The organism is Leucobacter viscericola (assembly GCF_011299575.1).
In the GTDB taxonomy this organism is placed as follows: Bacteria; Actinomycetota; Actinomycetes; order Actinomycetales; family Microbacteriaceae; genus Leucobacter; species Leucobacter viscericola.
This window is the reverse complement of record NZ_CP049863.1, coordinates 1,585,815-1,609,013: the sequence shown is the minus strand read 5'-3', so window position 1 is coordinate 1,609,013 and position 23,199 is coordinate 1,585,815. Positions and strand designations below refer to the sequence as shown.

General features: G+C 60.5%; 18 protein-coding genes. 9 read left to right on the top strand and 9 right to left on the bottom strand.

Annotated features, from left to right (window positions below):
- Nucleotides 1–61: 61 nt before the first annotated feature.
- Both G7068_RS07275 and G7068_RS07270 read right to left on the bottom strand, forming a co-directional pair.
- Nucleotides 62–1,585 (bottom strand): polysaccharide pyruvyl transferase family protein, encoded by a 1,524-nt coding sequence (locus tag G7068_RS07275; protein WP_166290644.1) that lies wholly within the window; start codon nucleotides 1,583–1,585, stop codon nucleotides 62–64.
- Complete coding sequence (locus G7068_RS07270) at nucleotides 1,582–3,693, bottom strand: glycosyltransferase (protein ID WP_166290642.1); 2,112 nt, start codon at nucleotides 3,691–3,693, stop codon at nucleotides 1,582–1,584. The genes G7068_RS07275 and G7068_RS07270 overlap by 4 nt, the downstream gene beginning before the upstream one ends.
- A 156-nt stretch (nucleotides 3,694–3,849) precedes the next feature.
- Between G7068_RS07270 and G7068_RS07265 the strand changes: the two genes are divergently transcribed.
- The 5 genes from G7068_RS07265 to G7068_RS07245 all read left to right on the top strand — a co-directional run bounded on the left by G7068_RS07265 (nucleotide 3,850) and on the right by G7068_RS07245 (nucleotide 10,295).
- Nucleotides 3,850–4,524, top strand: a complete 675-nt coding sequence (locus G7068_RS07265; RefSeq protein WP_166290640.1) for a hypothetical protein — start codon at nucleotides 3,850–3,852, stop codon at nucleotides 4,522–4,524.
- 32 nt (nucleotides 4,525–4,556) lie between these two features.
- The gene (locus G7068_RS07260; protein WP_166290638.1) at nucleotides 4,557–5,426 is read left to right on the top strand and encodes a metallophosphoesterase family protein; all 870 of its coding nucleotides are present in this window, start codon (nucleotides 4,557–4,559) and stop codon (nucleotides 5,424–5,426) included.
- Between the two features lie 199 nt (nucleotides 5,427–5,625).
- Complete coding sequence (locus tag G7068_RS07255) at nucleotides 5,626–6,414, top strand: ABC transporter permease (RefSeq protein WP_341873768.1); 789 nt, start codon at nucleotides 5,626–5,628, stop codon at nucleotides 6,412–6,414.
- Nucleotides 6,398–7,570 (top strand): ATP-binding cassette domain-containing protein, encoded by a 1,173-nt coding sequence (locus G7068_RS07250; protein WP_244304768.1) that lies wholly within the window; start codon nucleotides 6,398–6,400, stop codon nucleotides 7,568–7,570. Before G7068_RS07255 ends, G7068_RS07250 begins: the two co-directional genes overlap by 17 nt.
- A 76-nt stretch (nucleotides 7,571–7,646) precedes the next feature.
- Nucleotides 7,647–10,295: a bifunctional glycosyltransferase/CDP-glycerol:glycerophosphate glycerophosphotransferase gene (locus G7068_RS07245; RefSeq protein WP_166290634.1), complete on the top strand. Its 2,649-nt coding sequence runs from the start codon at nucleotides 7,647–7,649 to the stop codon at nucleotides 10,293–10,295.
- Between the two features lie 5 nt (nucleotides 10,296–10,300).
- Here G7068_RS07245 and G7068_RS07240 read toward each other — a convergent pair whose 3' ends face one another.
- The 6 genes from G7068_RS07240 to G7068_RS07215 all read right to left on the bottom strand — a co-directional run bounded on the left by G7068_RS07240 (nucleotide 10,301) and on the right by G7068_RS07215 (nucleotide 16,499).
- The gene (locus tag G7068_RS07240) at nucleotides 10,301–12,397 is read right to left on the bottom strand and encodes an acyltransferase family protein (RefSeq protein ID WP_166290631.1); all 2,097 of its coding nucleotides are present in this window, start codon (nucleotides 12,395–12,397) and stop codon (nucleotides 10,301–10,303) included.
- A 47-nt stretch (nucleotides 12,398–12,444) separates the two neighbouring features.
- Nucleotides 12,445–12,681 carry a hypothetical protein gene (locus G7068_RS07235; RefSeq protein ID WP_166290629.1) on the bottom strand — a complete coding sequence of 79 codons (237 nt, stop codon included), beginning with the start codon at nucleotides 12,679–12,681 and terminating at the stop codon, nucleotides 12,445–12,447.
- Nucleotides 12,678–13,988, bottom strand: a complete 1,311-nt coding sequence (locus G7068_RS07230) for a class I SAM-dependent methyltransferase (RefSeq protein WP_166290627.1) — start codon at nucleotides 13,986–13,988, stop codon at nucleotides 12,678–12,680. Before G7068_RS07230 ends, G7068_RS07235 begins: the two co-directional genes overlap by 4 nt.
- A 277-nt stretch (nucleotides 13,989–14,265) precedes the next feature.
- A complete protein-coding gene (locus G7068_RS07225) occupies nucleotides 14,266–14,634 on the bottom strand; it encodes a DUF2304 domain-containing protein (RefSeq protein ID WP_166290625.1) in 369 nt (122 codons plus the stop codon).
- A gap of 6 nt (nucleotides 14,635–14,640) precedes the next feature.
- On the bottom strand, nucleotides 14,641–15,324 hold the full coding sequence (locus tag G7068_RS07220; protein ID WP_166290623.1) for a glycosyltransferase family 2 protein: 684 nt from the start codon (nucleotides 15,322–15,324) through the stop codon (nucleotides 14,641–14,643).
- 41 nt (nucleotides 15,325–15,365) lie between these two features.
- A complete protein-coding gene (locus G7068_RS07215) occupies nucleotides 15,366–16,499 on the bottom strand; it encodes a glycosyltransferase family 4 protein (protein ID WP_166290621.1) in 1,134 nt (377 codons plus the stop codon).
- A gap of 107 nt (nucleotides 16,500–16,606) precedes the next feature.
- Between G7068_RS07215 and G7068_RS07210 the strand changes: the two genes are divergently transcribed.
- The 3 genes from G7068_RS07210 to G7068_RS07200 all read left to right on the top strand — a co-directional run bounded on the left by G7068_RS07210 (nucleotide 16,607) and on the right by G7068_RS07200 (nucleotide 21,043).
- On the top strand, nucleotides 16,607–17,890 hold the full coding sequence (locus G7068_RS07210) for a lipopolysaccharide biosynthesis protein (protein WP_166290619.1): 1,284 nt from the start codon (nucleotides 16,607–16,609) through the stop codon (nucleotides 17,888–17,890).
- Between the two features lie 67 nt (nucleotides 17,891–17,957).
- Nucleotides 17,958–19,463 carry a DUF2142 domain-containing protein gene (locus tag G7068_RS07205; RefSeq protein WP_166290617.1) on the top strand — a complete coding sequence of 502 codons (1,506 nt, stop codon included), beginning with the start codon at nucleotides 17,958–17,960 and terminating at the stop codon, nucleotides 19,461–19,463.
- Entirely contained in the window at nucleotides 19,463–21,043 is a 1,581-nt protein-coding gene (locus G7068_RS07200; RefSeq protein WP_166290616.1) for a DUF2142 domain-containing protein, read from the top strand. Before G7068_RS07205 ends, G7068_RS07200 begins: the two co-directional genes overlap by 1 nt.
- Here G7068_RS07200 and G7068_RS07195 read toward each other — a convergent pair.
- On the bottom strand, nucleotides 20,975–22,240 hold the full coding sequence (locus G7068_RS07195; protein ID WP_166290615.1) for a polysaccharide biosynthesis protein: 1,266 nt from the start codon (nucleotides 22,238–22,240) through the stop codon (nucleotides 20,975–20,977). The genes G7068_RS07200 and G7068_RS07195 overlap by 69 nt on opposite strands.
- Nucleotides 22,241–22,308: 68 nt before the next feature.
- On the opposite strand from G7068_RS07195, the gene G7068_RS07190 reads away from it, so the two are divergent.
- Nucleotides 22,309–23,196: a glycosyltransferase family 2 protein gene (locus G7068_RS07190; RefSeq protein WP_166290614.1), complete on the top strand. Its 888-nt coding sequence runs from the start codon at nucleotides 22,309–22,311 to the stop codon at nucleotides 23,194–23,196.
- The last annotated feature ends 3 nt before the right edge of the window (nucleotides 23,197–23,199 follow it).

The following is a 23,199-nucleotide window of genomic DNA, read 5'->3' as shown; positions in this document are numbered from 1 at the left end:
GTGTGGCGACCAGCGGCGAGGTCCAAGACAGGGGATGCCAAGCCAAGACCACTGGTGCCGGCTAGCGTCCGCGTAGTTTGCGTCGAAGGCGATCGCGCAGATTAGCCCCGGGCGGGCGAAGCCTGTGCCGAATCGCGGCGAGCTCATGTTCTAGTCGTTTGTTCTGCTGTCGGAGCTCAGCGATTTCGGCGTGCGCCGCGTGCGCGCCGCGTGGACCGCGCTCATCGGCGGCAATGTTCACGCGCAGCAAATTCACGCCCTCTTGAGCGAGGCGCGCGAGTGCGAGCGATTCAGCAGTCCGTTCGTCGGCCCAGCCCAGGGGCGCAATTTCGGGCGCGTCAGTGGTGACCACCGCACCTGAACCCGCAATGTCGGCCACGATGCCATCCCACCAGTTGTGCTGGTAGGCGCGCACTTTGGCGCCGGATTCAACGACGTGGGCGGCAATCGCTTCTCGGTTGTTTGACATAGATTCGAGCAGTCGACGCCCGATGTACGGTTGCCACGCCTCGAAGGGAATGGCGAACTCCTCCATGCCCACGTTGCGCAGTGCTCCACGCACCCGCACCGCTGAGTAATAGCTAATGACGAGCCCCACCGCCGGGGTGCCAACACCGACGCCGAAAATGACGGGGTGGTACCTGGTGGAGAGCGTGAGCATCGCGCTCGCGGTGACCGCGAGAAGTTCGCGCGCCGGCATCATCGGGAGAGAACGCACACGCCCGCTGCGAGTGTGGGCAACGATGCGGTCGTGCCCGTAGACATCGCTTCGTTGGTCGCTACGGTCAGCGTTCTCGAGTGTGCCCATGTGGGGCAGCAGCAGGATGTCGGCGTCGGTTGTTGCAACGGCGTCATCGAGCAGGGCCGCAACGGCGCGGTAATACTCCTCGTGGGTCAGGCCCGTGCTGAACGAGTGGAATGTGAAACTGCCAACGATGTAGCGTTCAGGGAGGCTCAGATCGTTCTGCTGTTTTGAACTGAGTTCGGCGGGCTCCAGCAGGATCGCGTCGTCGAGCGTGTGGACGACGGGTGCACCATCTCCACCGAGCTCGCGCATAAGCTGTGCCGTTGTGCCTTCGCGGGCGCCGAAGACGCGGGCATAGCTCAGAATCTCTGCGAGAAGCTCGCGATCGGCGGCGTCGAGTTCGGGGCCGACGGTCTGGCTGGTGATGTAGAGCGGAATACCGCGAGCCTCGGCTGCTCGTTTGAGGGTGAGCCGCTCAAATATGTGGTGAGCCCACTTTGAGTTCAGATTGCCACCGCCCGCAATAACCACCGCGTCGGAGGCATCAATGGCAGCAAGGGTCGCTGCGGCGTATTCGGGGGTTTCCCGCTCACCCGCGAGCGTGGCGTCGATTTCTGCGAGTCGCGCGGTCCAATCCTCGCGAGTTGCGAGTGAGCGGTAGCCAAACTGGGGCACCGTATCGACTCCGTAAAATGTTGCGGAGATACCTGGATCACCCGCAATCAGGGTTACCTCTGCGCCACGGTGCTGCAGCTGCGTGATTGCAACCTCGGTCATGGCTTCGTCGCCGAGGTGGTAGCTACCCCGCCAACTGACATCGCCGATTACCAGAATTCTCACTGCATCACTCCTTGGGCCTGGGCTTCTGCCCAGATAAACCTTACCGGCGGCGCAACCTCAGAAGCTTTGGGCGCGGCCTGTGAGAGCGCCGTGCGGTAGTCGTAGAGCTCCAGAACTTCACACTGATTAAACCAGTAATATCCGCCATCTTCTGTGAGCATCGATACTTCATTCTCACTCTTGCTGTCAGCCGCGATCAGGTCTATCTCCCACGGAAACAGCTCCCAATAGTCGTGCGCGCCCAGTGCAACCGGCGGAAGATACACGAAACGCCACCTCTTCGAGAGAACGTCGGCGGGGAAGGGTTGGGGGTAGTCGCGGCGCAGACCCACCATCACCGCGGCGTGTGCGAGTAGGACAAGATGTTGCGAACTGCCAACGACAACGACGGGCAGCTTCGCCGCTCGAAGCGTCATGGCACGCGGGTCGTCAGCTGCGATCAGCCCCCAGGCGTTGGTGGCAGGGTCTGCCGCAGCCGAAGCGAACAGACCCTCAAGCGATAGGCCGTATTCGTTGTGTGATCCTGAACTCAGATCAAACAACACCGCGGACTGATAGCGACGTGCGCGTCCTGTGGCCCTCGCGAGGCGCTGCGGAAGCGCGTATTTGAGGCGGCGCAGCCGCTGACTCAGATGATTCGCAACTCGCCTCGTAAACGCTTGCGGTTGATCTTGGGCGTGGTCGCGCTGCGGGTTTGGCATTGGCGGTTTGCTGTGGCCGAGCTGGTCGCGGATCGCCCAGACCGGCAGGGCTGCGCCTTTAAGTGCAAACTGGGGGCCTGATTCTGCGACGATCCGCACCGCGTCTGGATGCTCGGTGCGCACCAGCAGAATGTGCTCATAGGCCCAGATGGCACCGAGATATTCGACTGCTCGGGTTTTACGCGCGGCGATTTCGAGCTCGTTGTCTGTGTTGGCATCGAGCGCGTGGAAGGAAGTGGGAGGATCGGCACTCACCGACGCAAAACTCACGCGCAGCATGCCGCGGGATTCGTTGTAGTCGTGCCGTTCGACGGCGACGGCTGGCAGCGAAGTGGCTGAGTCGGTTGCGGCAGCCCCGGCGATCCAGGCTGCGCGCATGTCTAGCGGCAGGTTGTGAACCCGAAACGCGTCGATTCGCCTAACGCCAATGCGCTTCAGAATCGCCCGAAGAGCCTCGCGAATCTCAGAGAGTGTCGCTTCGTCGGTGGCGTAGACGGCGGAGTGCGGGCTGCGATTGCGGTCAAACAGGTAAAAGACAAAATAGAGCAGCATGTTCGCGAGCCACTGCGGGCAGTTCGGCCCGGCCTGATCGAGGAGCGCGGGATAGCTGGACCCGAAGAGCACACGATAGCGATCGATGTTCTTTTCTTGAGTCTTCACGATTGATGAGTCGTCTGCGCGGCGCTGATAGCGATAGCGTGCCTCGGGCACCAACACATAGCGGGCTTCGACAGCGAGTAAGTAGCGCACAATAAAATCGGTGTCTTCGCCGGTTGCGAGATCTTCGCGCATGCGTAGCTTGTGCGCGCGAAGGTGCACTGTATTGAGAAAGGTGACGGCTCCCTGCGTGACGAGTGCGTCGGGTTCTTCAAGCAGGTCGACAACGCGAGTCCGCCCGTCACGGTTTTTGTAGTCGAGCGGGTGCTCGATGGCGCTACCGTCGGGAGTCGTCAGGCAGATGCGGCCAACGAACATCGATTCGTCTGGGTGGGCGGATCTGGCACGCTCGATCTCGCGCAAATAGTCTGGCTCGAGAACGTCGTCGGGGTCGGGGCACGCGACCCATGTGCCGCGCGCAACCGCGAGACCCGCGTTGCGAGCCGTTGCGGCGCCGCCGTTAGGTTTGGTGATGAGGTGCACGGGGTAATCGGAGTGTTGCATCCACTCGCGCACGAGTGCCTCCGAGTTTTCGGGGCAGCCATCGATCACAAAGATGAGTTCGGTGCCTGTGTGATCTGAAGTTTGCGCTTCGAGCGATGCAAAAAAAGCCGGCAAATATGCGGCGACTTTGTAGCAGGCGATAACGAGGCTGGTGTGCGGCACCTGATCCTCACCCCAGCTTGGCGAATAGCTCGATGCGAGCAGGCCGACGGGGGAGATGGTCCCTTGGGTTTGCTCTTTGGTCACGGGTTCACTCTAACAACCACCACCGACACGCGGGCTTGTCGGGGTCAATCCTGATGGCCAACGCTCGTTCTATGAAACCAGAACTCACAGTTATTATAAGATTGGCAGAAATTTACTTTGCAATATGAAGCCACAATTAACCTTGAAAGCGGCGAAGTGACTAAAAAACGTGGGACTGAAAACGGCAATGATTCATCAAAGCGAGAGAAAGTTGAATCAATCTCGCGACGGCATACATTTGCCTTGGCCACGAGCGGCGTAATTGCCGCGGGACTGGTCGCGGCTCCCGTAAGTCGTGCGGAAGCAACTGAAACGGCCTCACCCGAAGAAGAGCGCCTTGCAGCTTTGGAATCCGCCGTTCAAGGCGTCTCTAGTCAGGTAGATGCCATTCAGAGCATCGGGGTGACGAACGATGACGTGTTTTTCTCCGCGAACATAGCGGGAACGGGAAATAAGGGGGTTCATGTAATTCAGCCAGACTGGAGTCATTACAACCCGTTTTTTGTAGCTCCATATCCGTTGAGGATCACTTCTGCGACGTTGGCATTTACGACATTTTCAGATCAAGAGATCAAGGCGCAACGCAACGTGTTATTGGCATTACGCAGATTCCGTAATGGAGCGGGTGCCCAAATTGTCGAACGTGACCTCTACTTTGGGCGTCCTGCCGCGTACTCTGCGTTTCCCCTCGATGGTGCCGTTTGGAACGAAACTTCGCGTTCGTTGGACACCGGAGATGTCGTGGCGTTCGGGCTATCGCTTGCAACTAACCTGAAATTCCCGCTTCACTACCCCGTCACAATCACCCTGAAGTATGCGAGAACCACATGATCTCCAGATATCCAGACCTGCGTAAGGGAGTAGTGATAAACCACATCACTGATACCCAGCAGGGGGCCTTCTCTTACTTCACGGACAACTGGTGCGAGCGCGTAGCAAAAGACATAGTCTTCCTTCGTGAGTTCACTTCAGGTCATGTTCACACGGGAGACTGCATTGAGTGGTATACCGAGAAACCTGAAGATGAGAAATACCAGGCTTTTCGGCAAACTGTGATGACGAGTGGTAAGCCATATCTTGACCTTCCTGGGAACCATGATTTGACGACATTCCGTCAGCATGTTCGTTCTGCCAATGAATGGGCTGCCTCCGTAGTGGGTCGAGAAAAAGCAAACAGTGAAATGCTTCTTGGTGACGTTGCTGTCCTTGGGATATCTCCCGACTACATAAGGCGCAACGCGGATAACACGGGGTACCTCAATGAGTACCTTTCGAGCGAAACAATCTCTTGGCTTGATGAGAAGCTGCAGAAGTATTCTTCGAAGCGTGTCTGGATCGGTTCTCATTACTTTCCTTTACCTCACGCAAGAAACCCTGTCGGACCAACGGGGCCTGCTGTCGGCGATTGGAACAAGATTTCTGAGGTGCTGGCGAGCCACGGCAATGTCGTAGGTTGGCTGTCAGGCGATTCCCACAGGGCACCAGGTGATCAGGACACGGTTAGACGAATCCAAGCAGGAAACCGGAAAATCTGGTCCATCAATGCCCCCTCGTCGAGTGGGTTGGGTAACCCCACTGCTGTGGTGCATCAATGGACACGATATGCCGGTTCGCTATACGTGACCGACACGCTAGATGATGCCATCGAGGTTCGCTGGAGAAACCACCTTTCTGCTCGGTGGGAAAATCCCCTCGGAGAGTATGTGAAGGTCTACCGAGATTCGACAGATTGAAATTCTCTCAGTGCTAGTTGTGGAACCGGGAGTGTGAAGCAATCCGGGACGGCTCGTCAGGGTCGCGCCTCAACGAAGTACCCAGCCGGACGAAGTAGACTGCTAGATCGTGTCATACATAAACGCCTTAACTGACCCAGAGTTTAATACTCCAGGTAGGAGCAAGGGCCTCTTTGACGTTTTCCATCATCGTCATCTATTGGGGCTCCTTGTTCGCAAGGGAATCGCCACCCGCTACTACGGCTCAGCACTCGGGTGGATCTGGTCGTACGTGAGGCCAGCGGCCCAGTTCTTGATGTACGACTTTATTTTCGGCACGGTCTTCCAGGCCCACCGCGATATACCGAATTTCTCTATCTATCTGTTTTCCGGCATTATCACTATCAACCTTTTTAGTGAGGCCCTGCGAAACACGACCGACTCGATCACGGGCAACGCGTCGCTTGTCAAAAAGATCTACCTGCCGCGTGAGCTTTTTCCTGTTTCTGCAATTGGTGTCGCGTTCGTGCACTTCTTGCCGCAGGCCGTGATTTTGCTCATTGTGTGCATTTTTCTTGGGTGGACAATCACCTGGATGCAGCTGCTCGCGCTTGTGCTCGGTATCTTCATCGTGCTCGTGTTTGCGCTCGGTTTGGGGTTGTTTTTCGGCTCCATTAACGTGGCGCAGCGTGATGCCCGCAACATTGTTGACCTGATCCTGATGTTTGCCACGTGGCTTTCGCCCGTGCTTTACCAGTGGACGATGTTGAAAGCCCACCTCTCTCCGCTCGCTCTTAAGATCTATATGATCAACCCGGTCACCGTGACGGTCGAGCTCTTCCATAACGTCTTTTGGGCCGCGGTGCCCACGGACGGGCGTCCACTTCCAGAGCGGCCGTCTCATCTCATGCTGAACGCGCTCATTGGCCTCGTCATTGCGCTCGTCACGCTACTCATCGGGCAGCTCACATTCCGAAAGCTGGAGGGTAATTTTGCTCAGCACCTCTGATCCAAACGCCGCCGCCCCTGAACCGGCCGTTGAGTCGGTTGCAGCGGTTGCAGCACCTGCAACAAAGAAGCCCTCGATCGTCATGCACGACGCGAGCAAGACTTTTAGGATCAAGCACACCGGGTCACTCAAAGAGACCTTCGTCGCTGCGTTGCAGCGCAAGGAGATTTCTTCTGACTTTCACGCGGTTGATGGTCTGAGCCTTGAGGTCGCCGAGGGCGAATCGATTGCTCTGATGGGCAGAAACGGATCCGGCAAATCGACCGCTCTCAAGATGCTCTCGGGGGTTCTCCGTCCTACCCGTGGCTGGGTGCGTACTCGTGGCAGGATCGCGGGTCTTCTCGAAGTGGGAGCTGGCTTCAACCCCAACCTCACCGGCCGGGACAACGTTTATTTGAACGCCGCAATCTTGGGCATGAGTAAAAAAGAGACTGACGCTCGCTTTGACGACATTCTCGAGTTCTCTGAGATCGGTGACTTCATCGATACCGAGGTGAAGTACTACTCGTCAGGTATGTACTCCCGCTTGGGGTTCTCCGTCGCGGTGCATACGGAGCTCGATATCCTTTTGGTCGATGAGATTCTGGCCGTTGGTGACGCCGCGTTCAAAGATAAGTGCACGGAGCGAATGAAGCTGCTGCGCAGCCAAGGGACCACGATGTTTATCGTGAGTCACAGCACGCACCAGGTGCTTCAGCTCTGCGACCGGGGTGTTGTGCTGCAGCGCGGCAAGATGGTGTTCGACGGCCCGATTGCGGATGCCGTTGCGTTTGTTGATCCCGCTTCCGGCAAGCTTGGTAGCGGGGCCCTGAATTATCAGGTCAAGGGCAACATTAAGCCGGTGTACGAGCGTGGCCGCAGCCATTACGGGCGTCCCCTGCACAATGAACTCTCGATTACCGAGAACGGTGGCGGCGTGTATCAGCGGTTTGAGGGCGGGCTTATCACCTACTCCGAAGCGCTCGGTAAGGCATACGGCATTGTCAACGGCGCTTTCCTTGAGAGCTACCTCGACGAAGACGGCCCGATGGGAGACTGGGGTTTCTTGGCTGGATCGCCGAAGGGGCGCGTCTCAAACGGAACCCGCACACTCGAGTTCCAGCACGGCATCGCTGAGTTCCAGTCGGGTTCACGGGTATCGTTCAACCCCAAGTAATCACTAGCAGTCGGGCCGCGACGTAGAACATTGTGGCGGCCCGACTGACTGCTCTGAAATGAAGGCTGAATACCCGATGACGAAGATTCCTTCCGCTGCGTACACGGTAGACGCGAACGGCAAAGGGAACGAGCCAAGCGCGTCCCAGCCGGTCGTAACCTTCGTTATCCCCTGCTACAACGTCGCGGTGCACCTGCCTTCGATGTTTGCCAACCTGCAGGCGCAAGAGGTTGATCGTGCGCTTGTTGAGTTGGTGTTTGTGATCGACGGATCACCCGACGAATCAGAGCGCCTGGTGCGTGAGTGGATGCCTCACACCGACTTCGCAGTCACCCTCGTGACGCAGCAGAATCGTGGGCTCAGCGGCGCGCGCAACACAGGAATCGAGGTTGCTCGCGGTGAGTTTGTGAGCTTCCCTGATCCAGACGACACGCTGTCGACCCGCTACCTCGCAGACATGATCGAGGCAATCCGGCAGCACCCCGGCCTTAGCATGTTCACCTCGAAGCTCGTACGCCGCGATCCCGATGGCACACCCCGGCACCACGCCCTGAACTATCGCTATACCGACATTTCCACCACGACGGTTATCGACTTGATGAGCGAGCCGGAGCAGATCCATTTGCACGGAGGCATGGTCTTTCTGCGAACGGCAGAGCTTCGCAACCACAGTTTGAAATTTGACGAGCGCATTCGCCGCGGGTTTGAAGACGCACACCTCATTGCGAGGTTCTTGCTCGCCCTCGACGCGCCGCAGTACGCGCTGGTGCCCCAGGCTGAGTACATCTATGTCGCCCATCCTGGTGCGGCCACCGCTCTGACCGACTACAGCAAGTACCTCAACATCATTCGATACGGCTACCTGCAGCTTCTCGAAGACACCGGCACTGATTGTCCGCGGTGGCTCGGCAATCTGATCCTCTACGACATTTCCTGGCTGTTTAAGGCCTATCTGCCATTCATCTCTCCGGTGTACAAGATGGGTGAGAGCGATCAGACGACGCTTGCTGAGCTTTCGCGCGAGGTTCTTACGGGCGTAGGCCTGGCGAACATTCGTGCTTTTAGGATCATTCACGTACCCCTTGAAATCCGGGCCGCCTGGGAGACCGCGGTAGACCCGGGGCAGGTTTCGCACATTCCCCTTCTGGGGCTCTACGACCCCGCGCGCCAGCTGCAAGAGGTGTTCTTTTACTCGGCGCAGCCAGAGCCCGAAGCTACGGCTTCTCAGGCAGGGGCAGTGCGCGACGTTGCCTTCCGCAAGACCCGCGAGGTCAAGCTGTTTAACCAGACCTGGGCCTATGCGAATATTTTCTGGGTAGCGGCGGAGGATCCGGCACAGCGTACAGATGCGATCGCGCTTCATTCGCCTCAGAGTACGGTGAAGTTCTCTTTTGAGGGTCGCACCCAGACGGAGGGCGAAGCCTGCGTGGCGCTTGAGATAGCCCCGTTGCCTTTCCCCGCTCCTGCAGAAAGCATGCGCGTCAGCCGGGCTACGCAGCTGCGCGAGCGTCTCCGGAACAAGCGTGAACGGCTCTCTTTGGCGCTCGCGTATCGCGCCGGGCGGCTCTTCGGAATCAGCAAGCGGTTCAGCGATGCGTGGGTGTGCATCGACCGCAATATTCAAGCGAACGATAATGCCGAAGCGCTCTATCGTTATCTGCGGAAGCACCGGCCCGATATTAACGCCTGGTTTGTGATTGATCGCGGCTCGCCAGACTACCGTCGGCTCAAGGCCGAGGGTTTCCGACTCGTTGCACACAAGACTAAGAAGCACTTTCTGCTGATGAAAGAGGCGAAGGTACTTGCCTCCTCTATGGCCGATCACTATGTACTTGAGCCGTTCCCCAGGCACTATCTGCCTAAAACCTGGACCTTCACGTTTTTGCAGCACGGTGTGATTCACAACTCGCTCCATCGCTGGCTCAATAGAAGACTCATCGATGTTTTCTTGACCTCGACCCGTGAAGAATATGCGGATATCGCGGGATCACCGTCTCCCTATAGGTTCTCGGAGCGTGAGGTCGCGCTCACCGGTCTTCCCCGCCACGACAGGCTTGTGGAACTTCAGGGTTCGGCCGATAACGCCAACCCGGGGGTTTGCCGGGTGCTCATTATGCCCACGTGGAGAAACTACCTCCTGGGCAACGCGACCGACGGCAAGCGAGAGGTGCTCGACGGTTTCTTCGAGACCGAGTTTGTGCGCGCGTGGCAGGCCTTTTTCCAGGGCGAATTCATGGCCGAGTTGCTTTCGCGAACCGACGTTGAGGTTGTGCTGTTGCCGCACCCCGGCATTGACGAGCACTGGAAGGGGCTGCAGCTACCCGCGGGCATGAAGCGCGTCTCTTACGTTGGTGATGACGTTCAGAAGGTCATCGCCGGTGCGACGTTTGTGGTGACCGACTACTCGTCACAGGCGTTTGAGGGGGCCTTCTGCGGAGCCCCGACGGCGTATTTCCAGTTCGACCGGGATGAGTTCTACGGCGGGGGACACGTTGCTTCGCAGGGCTACTTCGACCACCGGCGCGATGGCTTTGGCCCCGTCTGTAGCGACCTGGAGTCGCTCGAAGAAAACCTCGCGCAGATGATTGCGGGGACACATCCGCAACTCGATGAATATCGCGAACGGATCGCCAAGCTGTACCCGTTTACTGACGGGAAGGCGTCTGAGCGCGCGGTGTCAGCGATCGAAGAGCGTTTGATCCCCTGGACCCCCGAGCAGCGCTGAGGCGACTAACCGACAAGCGGCTCTAACTCACGAGCAAACCACCCCGACATCGACAGTGCAAACAAGTTGGTCAAGTGGTTGTCGTCGGTGTAGGTCACGAGGCCGCCGGTGATCAGGTGACAGGTGCCGTCAGGGCAGAGGATCTCATGCGTATCCAACACGTCGAGATTAAGGCTGTCTGCCGCTGAGGTGAGCCAATTCGGCTCGCTCGGTTCCGCCCAACTGCAGGCGTCGTCAACAATGCCCTGAGACGACAGACACTCGGGCCCCGTGAGCCGTGTGCCATCTGTGTCGAAGACTCTAACCTCGGGTGTGTCTCGGATCACAATGACCTGCTTCCCGGCGTCCAACAGTCTTGAAAACCCGGGGACGGCATCGACGGCGGGAGAGCCGTCTTCAATGCGCACGCTCAAGAGGACCACGTCGACGGTTGGATCTGCAACGATCGAGTCGATCAGTTCCTTGCCCCAGGTCGCGCACCGGGCAACATCTTCGTTTTGCCCCTCGGCTGGAGCCACAAAAACGGCGCACGCAGAACGACTCTCGAGCCGGAACCCCCAGCCGTTGTCCTTCGCGACCTGGCTCAACGGCGCGGCGAACTGGTCCGCATGAGAATCCCCGATGAGCAGTACCTGTTTGCCCTTACCTGGGAACGCGCAGGCCCTCTCCGGCAGGGTCCCGACGGTCTTCTGCGTGCACGTACCCTCTGCGACCCGCTGATTGATCCACCGCCACGGCTTGTCCTCTTGCGCGAACGTTGGGTCGATAACCGACGGGTCGTACGCGTGCGGGTTGTCGCAGCCGTTGAGAATCGAGTACGCGCCAATGCAGAGCTGCAGGTTCGGGATCTGGGTACCCTGCGACTCGGTCGCGCCCGCATCGCTGAGCGGCGACTCAATCTCCGACTGCCGTTTCTCGACTTCTGTGTGAATCGCGGCAACCTGCGTGGTCGAGACCGCAATGATGGCAGCGATGATTGCGCCCGAGAGCACAAAAGTGAGTCCGCGCTGTTCGAGCAAGCCGGGGCTGCGGCGCACCGGATTCTCAACGAACCTGAGGCTGAGCCATGCAAGTGCCGCCGTTGCGGGCACAACGAGGATCGCGCGTTGCCATTCGGGTGTGGCGGGCATCAGAGCGGCGAACACCAGGATGAGCGGCCAGTGCCAGAGATAGATTGAGTACGAGGCATCACCGACGAACTGCACCCCGCGATTGTGGGTAAGCCGCTGCGGTTCGTACTTCCATCCGAGAGGGTGCGCGTCACCGCACCAGATCAGGATCGCGGTTGCGCCAACCGGGATGAGCGCGATCGAGCCCGGAAACGGTGTCGCCGGTCCAAAGACAAAAGCGCAGGCCACAATCGAGGCGACCGCGATAATGCTGACGAGACCGCGCGTGCGGGCGGAATGCCTGGCTGCAGGGACCATCGCGATCAGGCCGCCGAGCGCGAATTCCCAAGCTCTGGTGGTCGTGAGGAAGTAGGCGGAGGGTTGTGATCGCGCGGTTTCGATGATGGAGAAGGCGAGTGATGCCACGAACACAAACGCCAGGGCTCCGAGAATGAACCTTCGCGACGGGCGTTTGAGCAGCGCCGCGATTCCGAGAACGAGGAGGATCAGCACCGGCCAAACGATGTAGAACTGTTCCTCGATCGAGAGCGACCAGTAGTGCTGCACGAGGCTGGGCGGGGCTGCAGCATTGAGGTAGTCGATGGAGTTTGAGGCGAGGCGCCAGTTGAGGACGTAGCCCGCCGCGAAGCCGATGTCGCCGTAGTTTTGGGTGCGGGTGTTGGCGGGCATTAGGGTCGCGGTGAGGATCAGCGTCACTACCAGCACAAGCAGAGACACGGGCAAGAGCCTGCGAATGCGTCGTGCCCAGAACTCGGTAACGCGGATCCGGCCGGTGGTTTCGACCTCGCGCAGCAGGTGCCCGGTGATCAGAAATCCACTGATCACAAAGAAGAGGTCGACGCCGATATACCCACCGGGCAGCGCGGCTGGGAAAAGATGGAACGCAACTACGAGGGTGACAGCGAGCGCACGAAGCCCCTGAATATCGAGACGCAGTGATTTGTGGGTTGCCGGTCGGCCTTGACGCTGCAAACTTGTTACCTTCTGGGGGAGGAACGGGAACGGGCTATTGCCGAGGGTTAGTCGAGGGCCTTTGGTGTCAATTGCCGCTCAGCGACGTCGATCAGCTCCACGATTCGAAGATTGTTTTCACGCAACTCGTCGACCTCGGCCTCAAGGCGCGCCACCAGTTCAAGGGCCGACTTCAATTCGGCCTCGATCGCCGTCATGCGGCGAGCGTCGTCGCGCCAGTGGAAGATGAACCGGTGGGCCAGCGCGCGGAAGTTTCGTGGGGACTTGGAATCCGGCTGAGTCATGGGGTCCTCCTGGAAGTGTGCATCGCGTCGTTTGTGCGAAGTTCGGGTTCGGGATCGGCGAGCCGCACCTGGGCTCCAACGGGTTCGCGGTCGGATTGCGAGTCGAGGGATACAAAGTCAACGGTCAGCCCGAATCTTGCCGCCTCGGCAATGACCTGGTCTCGGGTGAGATGCCAGCCGCTCGGATCGTCGATCGAAACGTCCGCCGCGGGACGCGCGTTAAACACGAAGAAGACCGAGCCGCCGCTGCGCAGCGACATGCGGGTGATTCGCCAGGCGTTCTCTCGGGCGTGGTGGCCAAGCTCTTCAAACAGGTGATTCGCGACGACGCTGAACGGCCCTGTGATCGAGAATCTGCGAGTGAGTGCGATCGACTGCAGCCGATTCAGGTTGAGCCGGCCGAACGACAGGTTGGACGCGGGCGTCGCAGCGGCCCGGTCAAGTGCCGCGGTGGAGAAATCGAGACCGAGTACCTGGCGCGAGGGCTGCTTCTGCATAAGCTGACGAGAAAGCTCACCGAGCCCGCAGCCGAGATCCACGATAAATGGTGTGTCGAAATCCTGACCCACCAGCCAATCGCGGCCCGTCTGCCACTCGGCAGAACTTTGGCCACTCGCAAAGCGGTCGTCCCAGTACTCTCGCTGAAAATTGAAGCCACCGAACCACGGCTCAAAGCGCCGTCGGGTTTCAAGCGGGGTCACGATCTTGAACCCTGGGATCGGGGTGCGCCACTTTTTGTCGTAGTTGATGGTGAGCCAGTGGTCGACGTCTGCGGGCGCCGGAAACTCGAAGCCATCGAGTGCGACGCTGCCAAACGGCAGCATTTGAGCCTCGGTCATTGGGGCGCGCACGTGGAATGGCTGATTGATGTTGCCGTCGCTCGTAAAGAACGCCGCGAACACGTCGATGTAGTGGCCGGGGCCGCTAGCTGGCTCGGAGGTGTTGGCGACTCCCGGGAACGTGAGCTGCATGTGCACCGCACTGTGGTGCAGCACCTGATACCCCAGATCGCTCAATCGATGCCCGACCCTGAGGGACTCGAGTGCGACATCGGCCGGATTGGTGTGGGAAGAGAGGTAGGCGATGTCGGCGTCGTCGTCGTGGGGGAGAAGCTTGCCGTCGCGCACCCCGCCGAGCAGGGTCCCGCCAACTGCAAACGGGCGCAGTCCGAGCTCAGTGAGGTCCGCGACAACCCGAGTGGCGTCCTCGAGAATGCGGCGTTGCGCCTCAGACCCCATTGCTTCAAGCGCATGACCGAGGCGACCCCATTTATTCACCATGAGTTGGTGGCCATCGGGATCAGCCACACTCGTTCGCTGCTGTTGCTCGTCAAACTGTGCGTCGCACGAGGCAAGCTCAGCGAAGCTTGCGGAGTCGACAACGCTGACGCGCGTGTGGCCGGTCAGATACGGCCGAAGCGAGTCTGGCCAGGAGAATGAGAGCGGGTCAGGATCCGCGCGCTTCGTGTCGCTGAGGTCGATGGACCAAATTCTGCGATCGTCGAAGCGGACATCAATTGAGGCGGTTCCCGGGGAATCGCGTCGAGTTGGAGGGCGGTCGGGGTGACCTGCAGCACCGAAGGGCTCAAGGCTGCGGGTGATCCTGAGCTGGTGCTGTGGGCTCGAGTGGCCGCTGCAGCGCGAGCGTGCGAGCGAGCTGGGTGATCTGCGCGCTCTGTGCGCTGCGCCTGCGCGCTGCCTGCAGCGAGTTACCGATGAACACGATGATGAAGGCGTAGAGCAAAAGATCGGCGCCGCGGCCAATGCCGACGCTCACCGCGAGATCGTTGACGAGGGCCGGGAAGATGACGGCGATGATGGCGGCGGCCAGAAAGAGGATGAGCGCGAGCGTGCGGATTGCCTGAGTGCGCGCGGATCCACCTGTGCGCAGCAGCATGAGCCCAAACAGCACAAAGACCGCAATGAGGATTGATTTGATGATGATCTGATCCATTGGGGCCTACTTCACGAACAGTTCGCTCAGGATGTTGACGGAGTTCCAGAGGGACTGTCCCTTTGCGCGGGAGTAGTCGGTGTAAATGATGTGCACGGGCTCCTCGGCGTAGCGCAGGTGCCGCCTGCCAATCTGGGCGACGATCTCGCTCGCGTGAGCCATGCGGTTCTGGCGGATCTGGATCTTGGTGACAGCCACCCGGTTGAGCGCTCGCAGCCCGTTGTGCGCGTCAGTCAGCTTGACCCCGGTGCTGAGCCGCTCGAACCACACGGCTGCCCGAAGTACGATCCGCTTCATGAGGCCAGGCTTGGTGCGCCCGTCGAGGAAACGCGAACCGACGACGATATCGAGGGGTTCGCTGCGCAGACGAGCCACCATGCGCTCTGCGTCTTCGGTGCGGTGCTGGCCGTCGGAGTCGAACGTCACGAAGTATTCGGCCCCCTCTTGCGCCGCGGCAAAATCCAGGCCGGTCTGCAGCGCGGCACCCTGCCCGAGGTTGATGGGGTGGCAGACGACGTAGGCGCCGCCCGCGCGTGCTTCATTGATGGAGTTGTCGCTGCTGCCGTCGTCGACGCACACAATGTTGGGGAACGTTTCACGGGCCTGGGCGATGACCTCGCGCACCACCTGAGCCTCGTTGTAGAGGGGCACAATGAGCCAGGTGTCCGCGTTGCGCGGTACAGCAGCCATGTGTGTGTCCTTAACCGATCAGAAGACGTAGATACTCCAGTCTAGTTCTTGTGATCCGCGACCGCGGCGCACACCTCAGCAAACTGGGTTGCGCGAGCTGGCCAGGTCCACCGATCAATAAGGTCACGGGAAGCGTGCTCGCCGGGATCTCGAAGTACCTTCGCAACCGCTGCGGTGAGAGAGGCCGCGTCTTTCTGCTCAGTGATGGTGACGTTCGCCCCCTGCTTCAGTAGTACTTCCGCGCTGGGAACCGAGTACGACACCACACGTCCGCCCCCAACGATCGCCTCCAGGACGGTGTTCTGAAACCCCTCCGCGAGTGTCGACGGGTTCACGAGAGTGGCTCCCCGCAGCGCCTGGAGTACTTCTGTCTGGGAGACTCGGCCGCGCACAGAAACGATGTCGCTCAGGCCAAGTGAATTAATCTGCGCGAGTACCTGGTCCATGTCTGCGCCATCACCCAGAATCTCTGCGGTGAGCTCGGGGTGATCGGCCCTCGTTGCTGCAACGACCTCAAGAAAGTCCCGCCACCCTTTTCCGGCGACGAGTCGCCCGGCGAACACCAGGTGAGTCGGGCGGCTGGCTGATCCAGGATCCGCCGCACCTCCTGCGGGAATTGCGTCGACGGCGTTGTAAAACACCTCGCCGTCAACCCCAGCAAGCCGGTGGGTGAACGCCGTCACGTTCTCTGAGACCCCAAGCACGCGGTCTGCGCTCCGCAGCACCTTGCGTCCGAGGGTGAAGTCAACCATGCGGCTCGCAAAACGAATGATGGCCGAGTCGCTTGCAACGTGGTCGCTGCCGTGCTCTGTATGAACGAGGGGGAGTTTGGTGGCTCGTGCTGCCCGCATGCCGATGTAGCTCATCGGGAAGAAGCGGGTGTGCACCGAGACGACGTCGATCCCGCGCTCTTTCAGCAGGTGCGTGAGGTGGCGCCGCGTGCCGAGCGACGGAAATCCGAGAATATCGGCAACGCGGAAGTGCTCGGGCAGGGTGAGGATCTCGACGGGGTTTGTACCAGCGCCAGCATCGTGAGACCAGCCCGTTTCGGGGCCAAGCGTCACGACCAACACTTTGTGGCCCTGCCTGGTCAACTCTGAGGCGAGCGCGTGGACGTGCAATTCAACCCCTCCGGTGCGCGGAGGGTAGTTGTTTACGACAAATGCGATGCGCACGAATTGCCACCTTCGGTTTGGCTGGGTGCTGATGTATTGATCCCTGACTTTCGATACTAGGGTGATGAACGACTGTTTCGACACAGGAGGCCCCGTGCGCATCATGCATGTCTGCACCGACACCGAGAGACTCGCCAGTGAGCGGTGAGGGTGGCGGGGTTCTCTCGCGCACTGTTGTCTCCACGATTGGGATGGGCGTGCAGGGGCTTGCCCGGTTCGCCTACACACTCCTCATCGGGCGGCTTGCAGGGCCAGAGAGCCTCGGCGAGATCTCTGCACTGCTGTCGCTTGCGGTGTTTGCGGTGTTGTTCTGGCCAGCCGCGGCCGGTGTTGCGGCTTCGCGGTTTCTTCCAGATCTCAGGCTGTCGGACTCCGCGTTGGGGGTACTAAAGCGCAGTTTTGCTGTGTCCGTTATTGTGCTCGCGATCCTCACTGTGCCCGGCGCGCTTCTGCTGGGGAGCGACCTCGCCAAGACCCTAGGCACGGTGGTGCTTGTGGTGAGCTACTCCGGCTACGTGTTTGTGCGCGGGGTGCTGTTCGGAGAAGACCGGATCACCCGGGCAACCGTGCTCGACACCGTTGCTTCGTTCGTGTCGATCACGGCGCTCGTTGGAGTTCTGCTCGCCGGGTGGCACTGGGCAACACTGCTGCCCCTTGCCGCCTCCTACGCGATCTTTGCGGTGGCTAGCTGGCCGCGCGGAGGTGTTGCGAGCGCTGGTGTGCTGCCGGGTGCGCGCCGAGAGGTGCTGATCTTCACGAGGGACTCAGCCATCGCGCTGCTGGCAACTGGTGGACTTCTGCTTGAGACGATGGTGTTTGTGCGAGCCTTCGAGACTCCCATTGTGGCGGGACTTTTCGCTGCGGGCCTGTCTCTCGCCACCCCGGCAAACCAGCTGGCGCAGTCGGTGCAGCAAGTGCTGGTGCCGCACTTCGCCAGAATGCTCAGCGGATCGGCGCGCGCGATCCGAAGCTCCCTTGTGCGCGTGTTCCTCGTGACGCTCGCTGCCTTCGTTGTGCTGTTCGGCCTGCTGATTTGGCTGTCACCGTGGATTCTGTCGGTGTTCTACGGCGACTCGTATCGTGAAGCAGTTGAGAGCATGCGGCCGCTGCTCGTTGCTGTGTGTGCAATGTCGATCACCGCCGCGCCCGCTGCGTACCTGATTGCGGTGGGCCGACAGGGGCTCTTTGCAAAGATCTGGCTGACCGCCACGGTCGTGGGTACCGCGGTGATGCTGGTTGCCTCACCCGCGCTGGGGCAGTGGGGGGTCATCTCGGGCTTCTTGATTGGTGCGTGCGGCGGGTCTGCCGCGGTTGTTATTTGCGGGCTGACGCTTGCGCCGCGCATTCCACGTGACCTCGCAGGATCACCGCTCCCAAGTAATAGCCCGTAGAATCTCTGGAGACCTCGGGTGTTTGCGAGAAGTGCACCCGCCCTCAACCTTTGGAGTCGCCCGCAGCATGACCACGATCACGACCGCGCCCAAGCGCACGCTCGCCGTTCTCGGTATCTTGCTCGCAGCTCTGGTGACCTTTGGGGCCTGGGCCCTGTCATCTCCGGTTGGTGCGTCACCCGACGAGGACTATCACCTCGCAAGCATCTGGTGCGGTAGCGGCGAACGCGACGGTCTCTGCGGCGAGGGATCGACCGCTGATAAGCGGGAGATCCCAGACAAGATCAAGAAGGCGATCTGCTACGCGCACAACCCCGAGAAGAGCGCGGCCTGCCAGGGTGAAGCCTTTGAAGACAGCGGGTTCAAGCTGGTTGACTCCAAACGCGTGAACTCCGACGGCCAGTACCCTTCCGGATACTATTTTTGGTCGTCGTTCTTTGCGAGCGACAACCTCGTAGTGTCGACAATCGCCCTGCGATTTACGCAAGCCCTGCTGTTCAGCGGTTTGGTCGCCGCCATAACGCTCCTGTTGCCCCGCCAGAACAGACCGTCGCTGATCGGTGCGATCGTGATCACGTTTGTGCCGCTCGGCATGTTCTTGATCCCGTCCATTAACCCGAGCGGGTGGGCGATTGCCTCGGGTGCACTGTTATTCCCGGCTCTGGTCGGGTACCTCACCACAACGGGGCGACGCAGCATTGCGTTGGGTGCGCTCGCCGTTGTTGCGGCGTTGCTCGGTCTCGGATCCCGTGGCGACAGTGCAGCCTACGCGGTGGTGGCCGTGCTCGCTGCACTCGTGATTACGTTCAAACGCACACGTGGGTATGCGCTGCGCGCGATCCTGCCGGTTGCGATTTCACTTGCGGCCGTCGTCACGTTTGTCACCGCGGGGCAGACTGGCCTCGCGCTTGAGGGCATGACGCAGAAGGGCTTTGACTCGATCGAGCCAGGAAAACTGCTGGTCGAGAATATCTTTGCGCTCCCCGAGCTTTACGCCGGGGTACTTGGCCAAAACTTCGATTCGAGCGACTACGCGGGCCTAGGCTGGCTCGACACGCCTCTCCCGGCCTCCGTGTGGGCACTGACGACTTTCGTGTTTGCGGGTGTGATCTTTCTTGCGTTCCGACGTTTTGAGCTGCGCCGCGCAATCGCGCTGACCGGAGTTGCGCTCGCCGCAGCTGCGATCCCGCTCTACATTCACTTCCAGAGCCACGTGCCGATTGGGTTCCAGGTGCAGCCGCGCTACGTAATGCCGCTGTTCGTTCTGTTCGCGGCGGTGGCACTCTCGCCAAGTCCGCAGGGAACCGTTGTTCTGGATCGGCTGCCCAAGCTGACGAAGATTCAGTTCTGGATCGTGGTGTTGCTCCTGAGCGCTGCAAACTCGGTGGCGCTCTTCACGAACATGCGCCGCTACGTGTCACCGGGCAACTTCAATCTCAACAACTCGGATTGGTGGTGGCGGGCGGCGCCGCAACCCATGACCGTGTGGTTTGTTGGTTCAATCGCCTTTGCTGTGCTCGTTTTCTTCCTGATGAGAAAGTTGCAGCGAGATCGCTTGGAGGTGGCCGCATAATGTCGGTGTCTGAAGCTAGCGTCGCGGTGACTGAAACAGCCCCTGAAACTCGGGCGACCCGTTCGAAGCGGCCGATCCTGATCGGCTTACTTGCCATCCTGCTCATGATGCTCTCCTTTGGAGCCTGGGCACTCGCGTCACCGGTCGGTGCAAGCCCCGACGAAGATTTCCACCTCGCCAGCATCTGGTGCGGCAGTGGCGAACGAGAGGGCCTGTGTGGGCCGGGCAGCACCGCCGATTCCCGCATGGTGCCCGACAACATTGAGCGGGCAATCTGTTACGCGCACGAGCCCGACGTGAGCGCCGCCTGCCAGGGTAAGAACTTCTTAGACGGCGCGTTTGGTCTTACGGACTCGGACCGCGTGAACGGTGATGGGCTCTATCCATCGGGGTACTATTTCTGGACGTCGCTGTTGGCGGGCGACAACATGGTGATCTCGACGCTGCTGATCCGCTTCGCCCAGGCGCTGCTGTTCTCGGCGCTCACAGTGGGCCTGTGGGCGCTGCTGCCGCGCAAAAACCGCCTCGCCTACGTTGGCGGTATCGTCGCGACATTTGTGCCGTTTGGCATGTTTCTCATTCCCTCGATCAACCCGAGCGGCTGGGCAATCTCCTCGGCGGTGCTGCTCTTGCCCTCGCTTGTCGGCTATCTGAGCACTACGGGGTGGCGGTCGTGGGCGCTCGGTGGATACGCGGTGCTTGCGGCGCTACTCGGACTTGGTGCTCGCGGCGATGCTGCGGCATACACGGCGATTGCGGTGCTCGCAGCGCTGGTGCTCACCTTCGAAAAGTCCCGCGCGTACTTCGTGCGTGCGATCCTGCCACTTGCTTTGATGGTGTTTGCCGCTTTTGCATTCCTGAGTGCAAACCAAACCGGATCGGCGCTCAGCGGGGGAATGGCGCTGAATGATGCGGCTGAGATTCCAAAGCGTGCGCTCATCGCGATCAACCTCTTCGATCTGCCCGAGTTGTTCCTCGGAATCGTTGGCCAAAACTTCGACGGAAGCCCCTACTCGGGCCTCGGCTGGCTAGATACGCCGCTGCCTGGCCTGGTGTGGTTCTCGACGACGGCCGTGCTGGCGGGTGTGCTGTTTGTGGCGCTCGCCCGATCGGACTGGCGCAAGACCATCGCGCTCGCTGGAGTCGGGCTCGCGACGATCGCGATTCCGATGCTGCTGCTCGTGCAGAACGGTGTGACAGTCGGGTGGCAGGTGCAGCCACGCTACATCATGCCGCTTCTCATCATGTTTGTGATTGTCGCGCTGATGCCGACGCGGGAGCGCGGGAGTGTCGACGCGGGTGTCCCCGTGTGGCGACAGCCGACGTTCAGTCTCGTCCAGGGCGGGGTCGCAGCTGGACTCCTGACCGTTGCAAACTCGGTCGCGCTCTTCTTCAACATGCGTCGCTACGTCGCACCCGGTGAGCTAGATCTCAACGGCGCCGCCGAGTGGTGGTGGCGAGTTGGTCCGTCGCCCATGGTGGTGTGGGGCACGGGAACGCTCGCGTTTGCGCTATTCGCCGCGCTGCTGCTCTGGGTTGCGAGTGCGCAGCGCCGCAAGGTGAACGACGGCGCCGAGTAGCGGGCCGACCACAAGGCCGAGCACAATACGCGTCTCGAGAGAGGCGGGCAGAAACGCGAGGATGGCCAGGGCAAACGCGGCGGCAACGATCCAACCTGCTGCGAAGAAACTGTGACGCTCAAGCGCGAGTGCGGCGGCTCCCGTGGCTGTCAGCACACCGAGGCAACCCGCGGCGGCAACCAGCCCGGCCAGTGTAGAAGCGGAGAGCAGAAAGTCCTCTCCGAAAAACGCTGCAAGTAGCGGGCCACCCCAGAGCCACACCACCCCGGCCACGAGTACGGTCAGCGTTGCGATCACCGCGAGAACGAGCGCGAACAGGCGATTTCGCCCCGCTGTGGCTCCACTCAGGCGAGCGATCAGCATGCTCTGCAGCGCATTGATCGGCACCAAGATGGGGGCGCGAGTGAGGATCACCGCCAAATTAAGGGCGCCAAGAGTGTCGTCGTCAGTCCGCCCAAATAGTGACATGAACACAGGGAAGCCGTTGATCAGGATCGCCGCCGCGACTGAGGCGGCGAGCGTGCGTGACATGTTTGCAGCGAGGCTGCCCGCTGTGCCGGCGACGAGCGTGTTGGCGCGAATGGTGCGCGCCTTGATAAAAAACACCACCGCGAGTGACACCGGAAACGGGATCGCGACGGCCCAAGCGAGTGCAGTGCCGCCGAGATGGAGACCCAGCGCCAGCCCGACGAGCACTAGACGCAGAACTCCGTCGATCACGGCGAGCAGCGCGAACGCGGCCCACTGACTGGTCCCAGCGAGGATCCCGTTCGTCGCCGCGACAATCGCGTAGGCAGCCACCGCGATCGCCAGAGGAACTCCCCAGGTGGCAGTGCCGGTTCCGAACAGGGCCTCGCTCCACAGCGGGCTCGTTGCACCGACCAGAACGAGCAGGGCGACGGCGATCAGCAGGGCAAAACGGAGCACAGAAGTTTTGTGTTGAGCTGTTGCTGTCTTTTCTGGTGCAGCGATGCCTCGCGCCGCAGCGACGCCGCGGGTAGATTCTTGCTGCACGCCGAACAGGATCGCCACCACCATAAACAGCGCGCTCCAGTACACGGAGAACTGCTTGTAGCCAGCGGCACCCAGGGCCGGGGCCACGATCAGCAGCACAATAAAGCTGCTTGCTGCAGAGACGACCGTGCCGGTCAGCACAAGCGCTAATCCGGATCGCGCGTTCGTAGCGGTGTTTGTCAAATGAGACCCCTTAAGATGATGAGCGCGCGACCACGACACATTATCTCAGGAGACGGAGCGACTTCGGCGTGACCATCGACATTCTCATGCCCTACTATGGCGACCCCGAGCAGCTCAAAGAAGCTGTGCACAGTGTGCTGGCCCAGCGTGATCCAGACTGGCGTCTGGTTGTGCTCGACGATTGTTACCCCAAGTGGGATGCGCAACCGTGGGTCACCTCTCTGCAGGATCCCCGCATCGTGTTTGAACGCAACCCGCAGAACCTGGGAGTCAGTGGCTCCTTCAACCGCTCGGTTGACCTTGCAACCGCAGACTACGTGACCATCATGGGCTGCGACGACCGCATGCTGCCCAACTACATTGGCACGGTTAAGGCCGCGATCGAGCGTTTCGACAACCCTGAGTTCGTGCAGCCCGGGGTTCGTGTTATCGACGAAAACGGCGCTGCCTCTTACCCACTCGTTGATCGCGTGAAGACCTGGGTGCGACCCCGTGTGCCAGCCGGAGGCGCGTTGCTCTCCGGAGAGAACGTTATGACGACGCTGCTGCGTGGCGACTGGTCGTATTTCCCATCAATTTGCTGGCGGCGTGACGTGCTCGAGAAACACCGCTTCTCAAAGGATTTCGAGATCACACTCGATCTGGTCATTAAGAGCGACATTCTGCTTGAGGACGGCCGGCTCGCCCTACTGCCCGAGGTTGTGTTCGAGTACCGCCGGCACGCTGCTAGCGCTTCGTCGTACACCGCAAAAGACGGCACCCGATTCAACGAAGAGCAGGCGTTCTATCGCTCCGCGGTGCCCCGGCTGCGCGGTAAGGGGTGGGGTCGCGCCGCGCGTGCTGCCCAGAATCGAATCACTTCGCGCCTCAACGCCGTCACGAAACTCCCGTCTGCTCTTCTCAGCAGGGACGGCGCTGCGATCGGCACGCTGTCGCGATACATCTTCACCCGCTGAGCT

Excerpts from the sequence above, each read along its gene's own strand:
- G7068_RS07245 (WP_166290634.1), top strand. The coding sequence starts at position 7,647 with ATGACGAAGATTCCTTCCGCTGCGTACACGGTAGACGCGAACGGCAAA.
- G7068_RS07235 (WP_166290629.1), bottom strand. The coding sequence starts at position 12,681 with ATGACTCAGCCGGATTCCAAGTCCCCACGAAACTTCCGCGCGCTGGCC.
- G7068_RS07225 (WP_166290625.1), bottom strand. The coding sequence starts at position 14,634 with ATGGATCAGATCATCATCAAATCAATCCTCATTGCGGTCTTTGTGCTG.
- G7068_RS07220 (WP_166290623.1), bottom strand. The coding sequence starts at position 15,324 with ATGGCTGCTGTACCGCGCAACGCGGACACCTGGCTCATTGTGCCCCTC.
- G7068_RS07210 (WP_166290619.1), top strand. The coding sequence starts at position 16,607 with ATGTCTGCACCGACACCGAGAGACTCGCCAGTGAGCGGTGAGGGTGGC.
- G7068_RS07205 (WP_166290617.1), top strand. The coding sequence starts at position 17,958 with ATGACCACGATCACGACCGCGCCCAAGCGCACGCTCGCCGTTCTCGGT.
- G7068_RS07200 (WP_166290616.1), top strand. The coding sequence starts at position 19,463 with ATGTCGGTGTCTGAAGCTAGCGTCGCGGTGACTGAAACAGCCCCTGAA.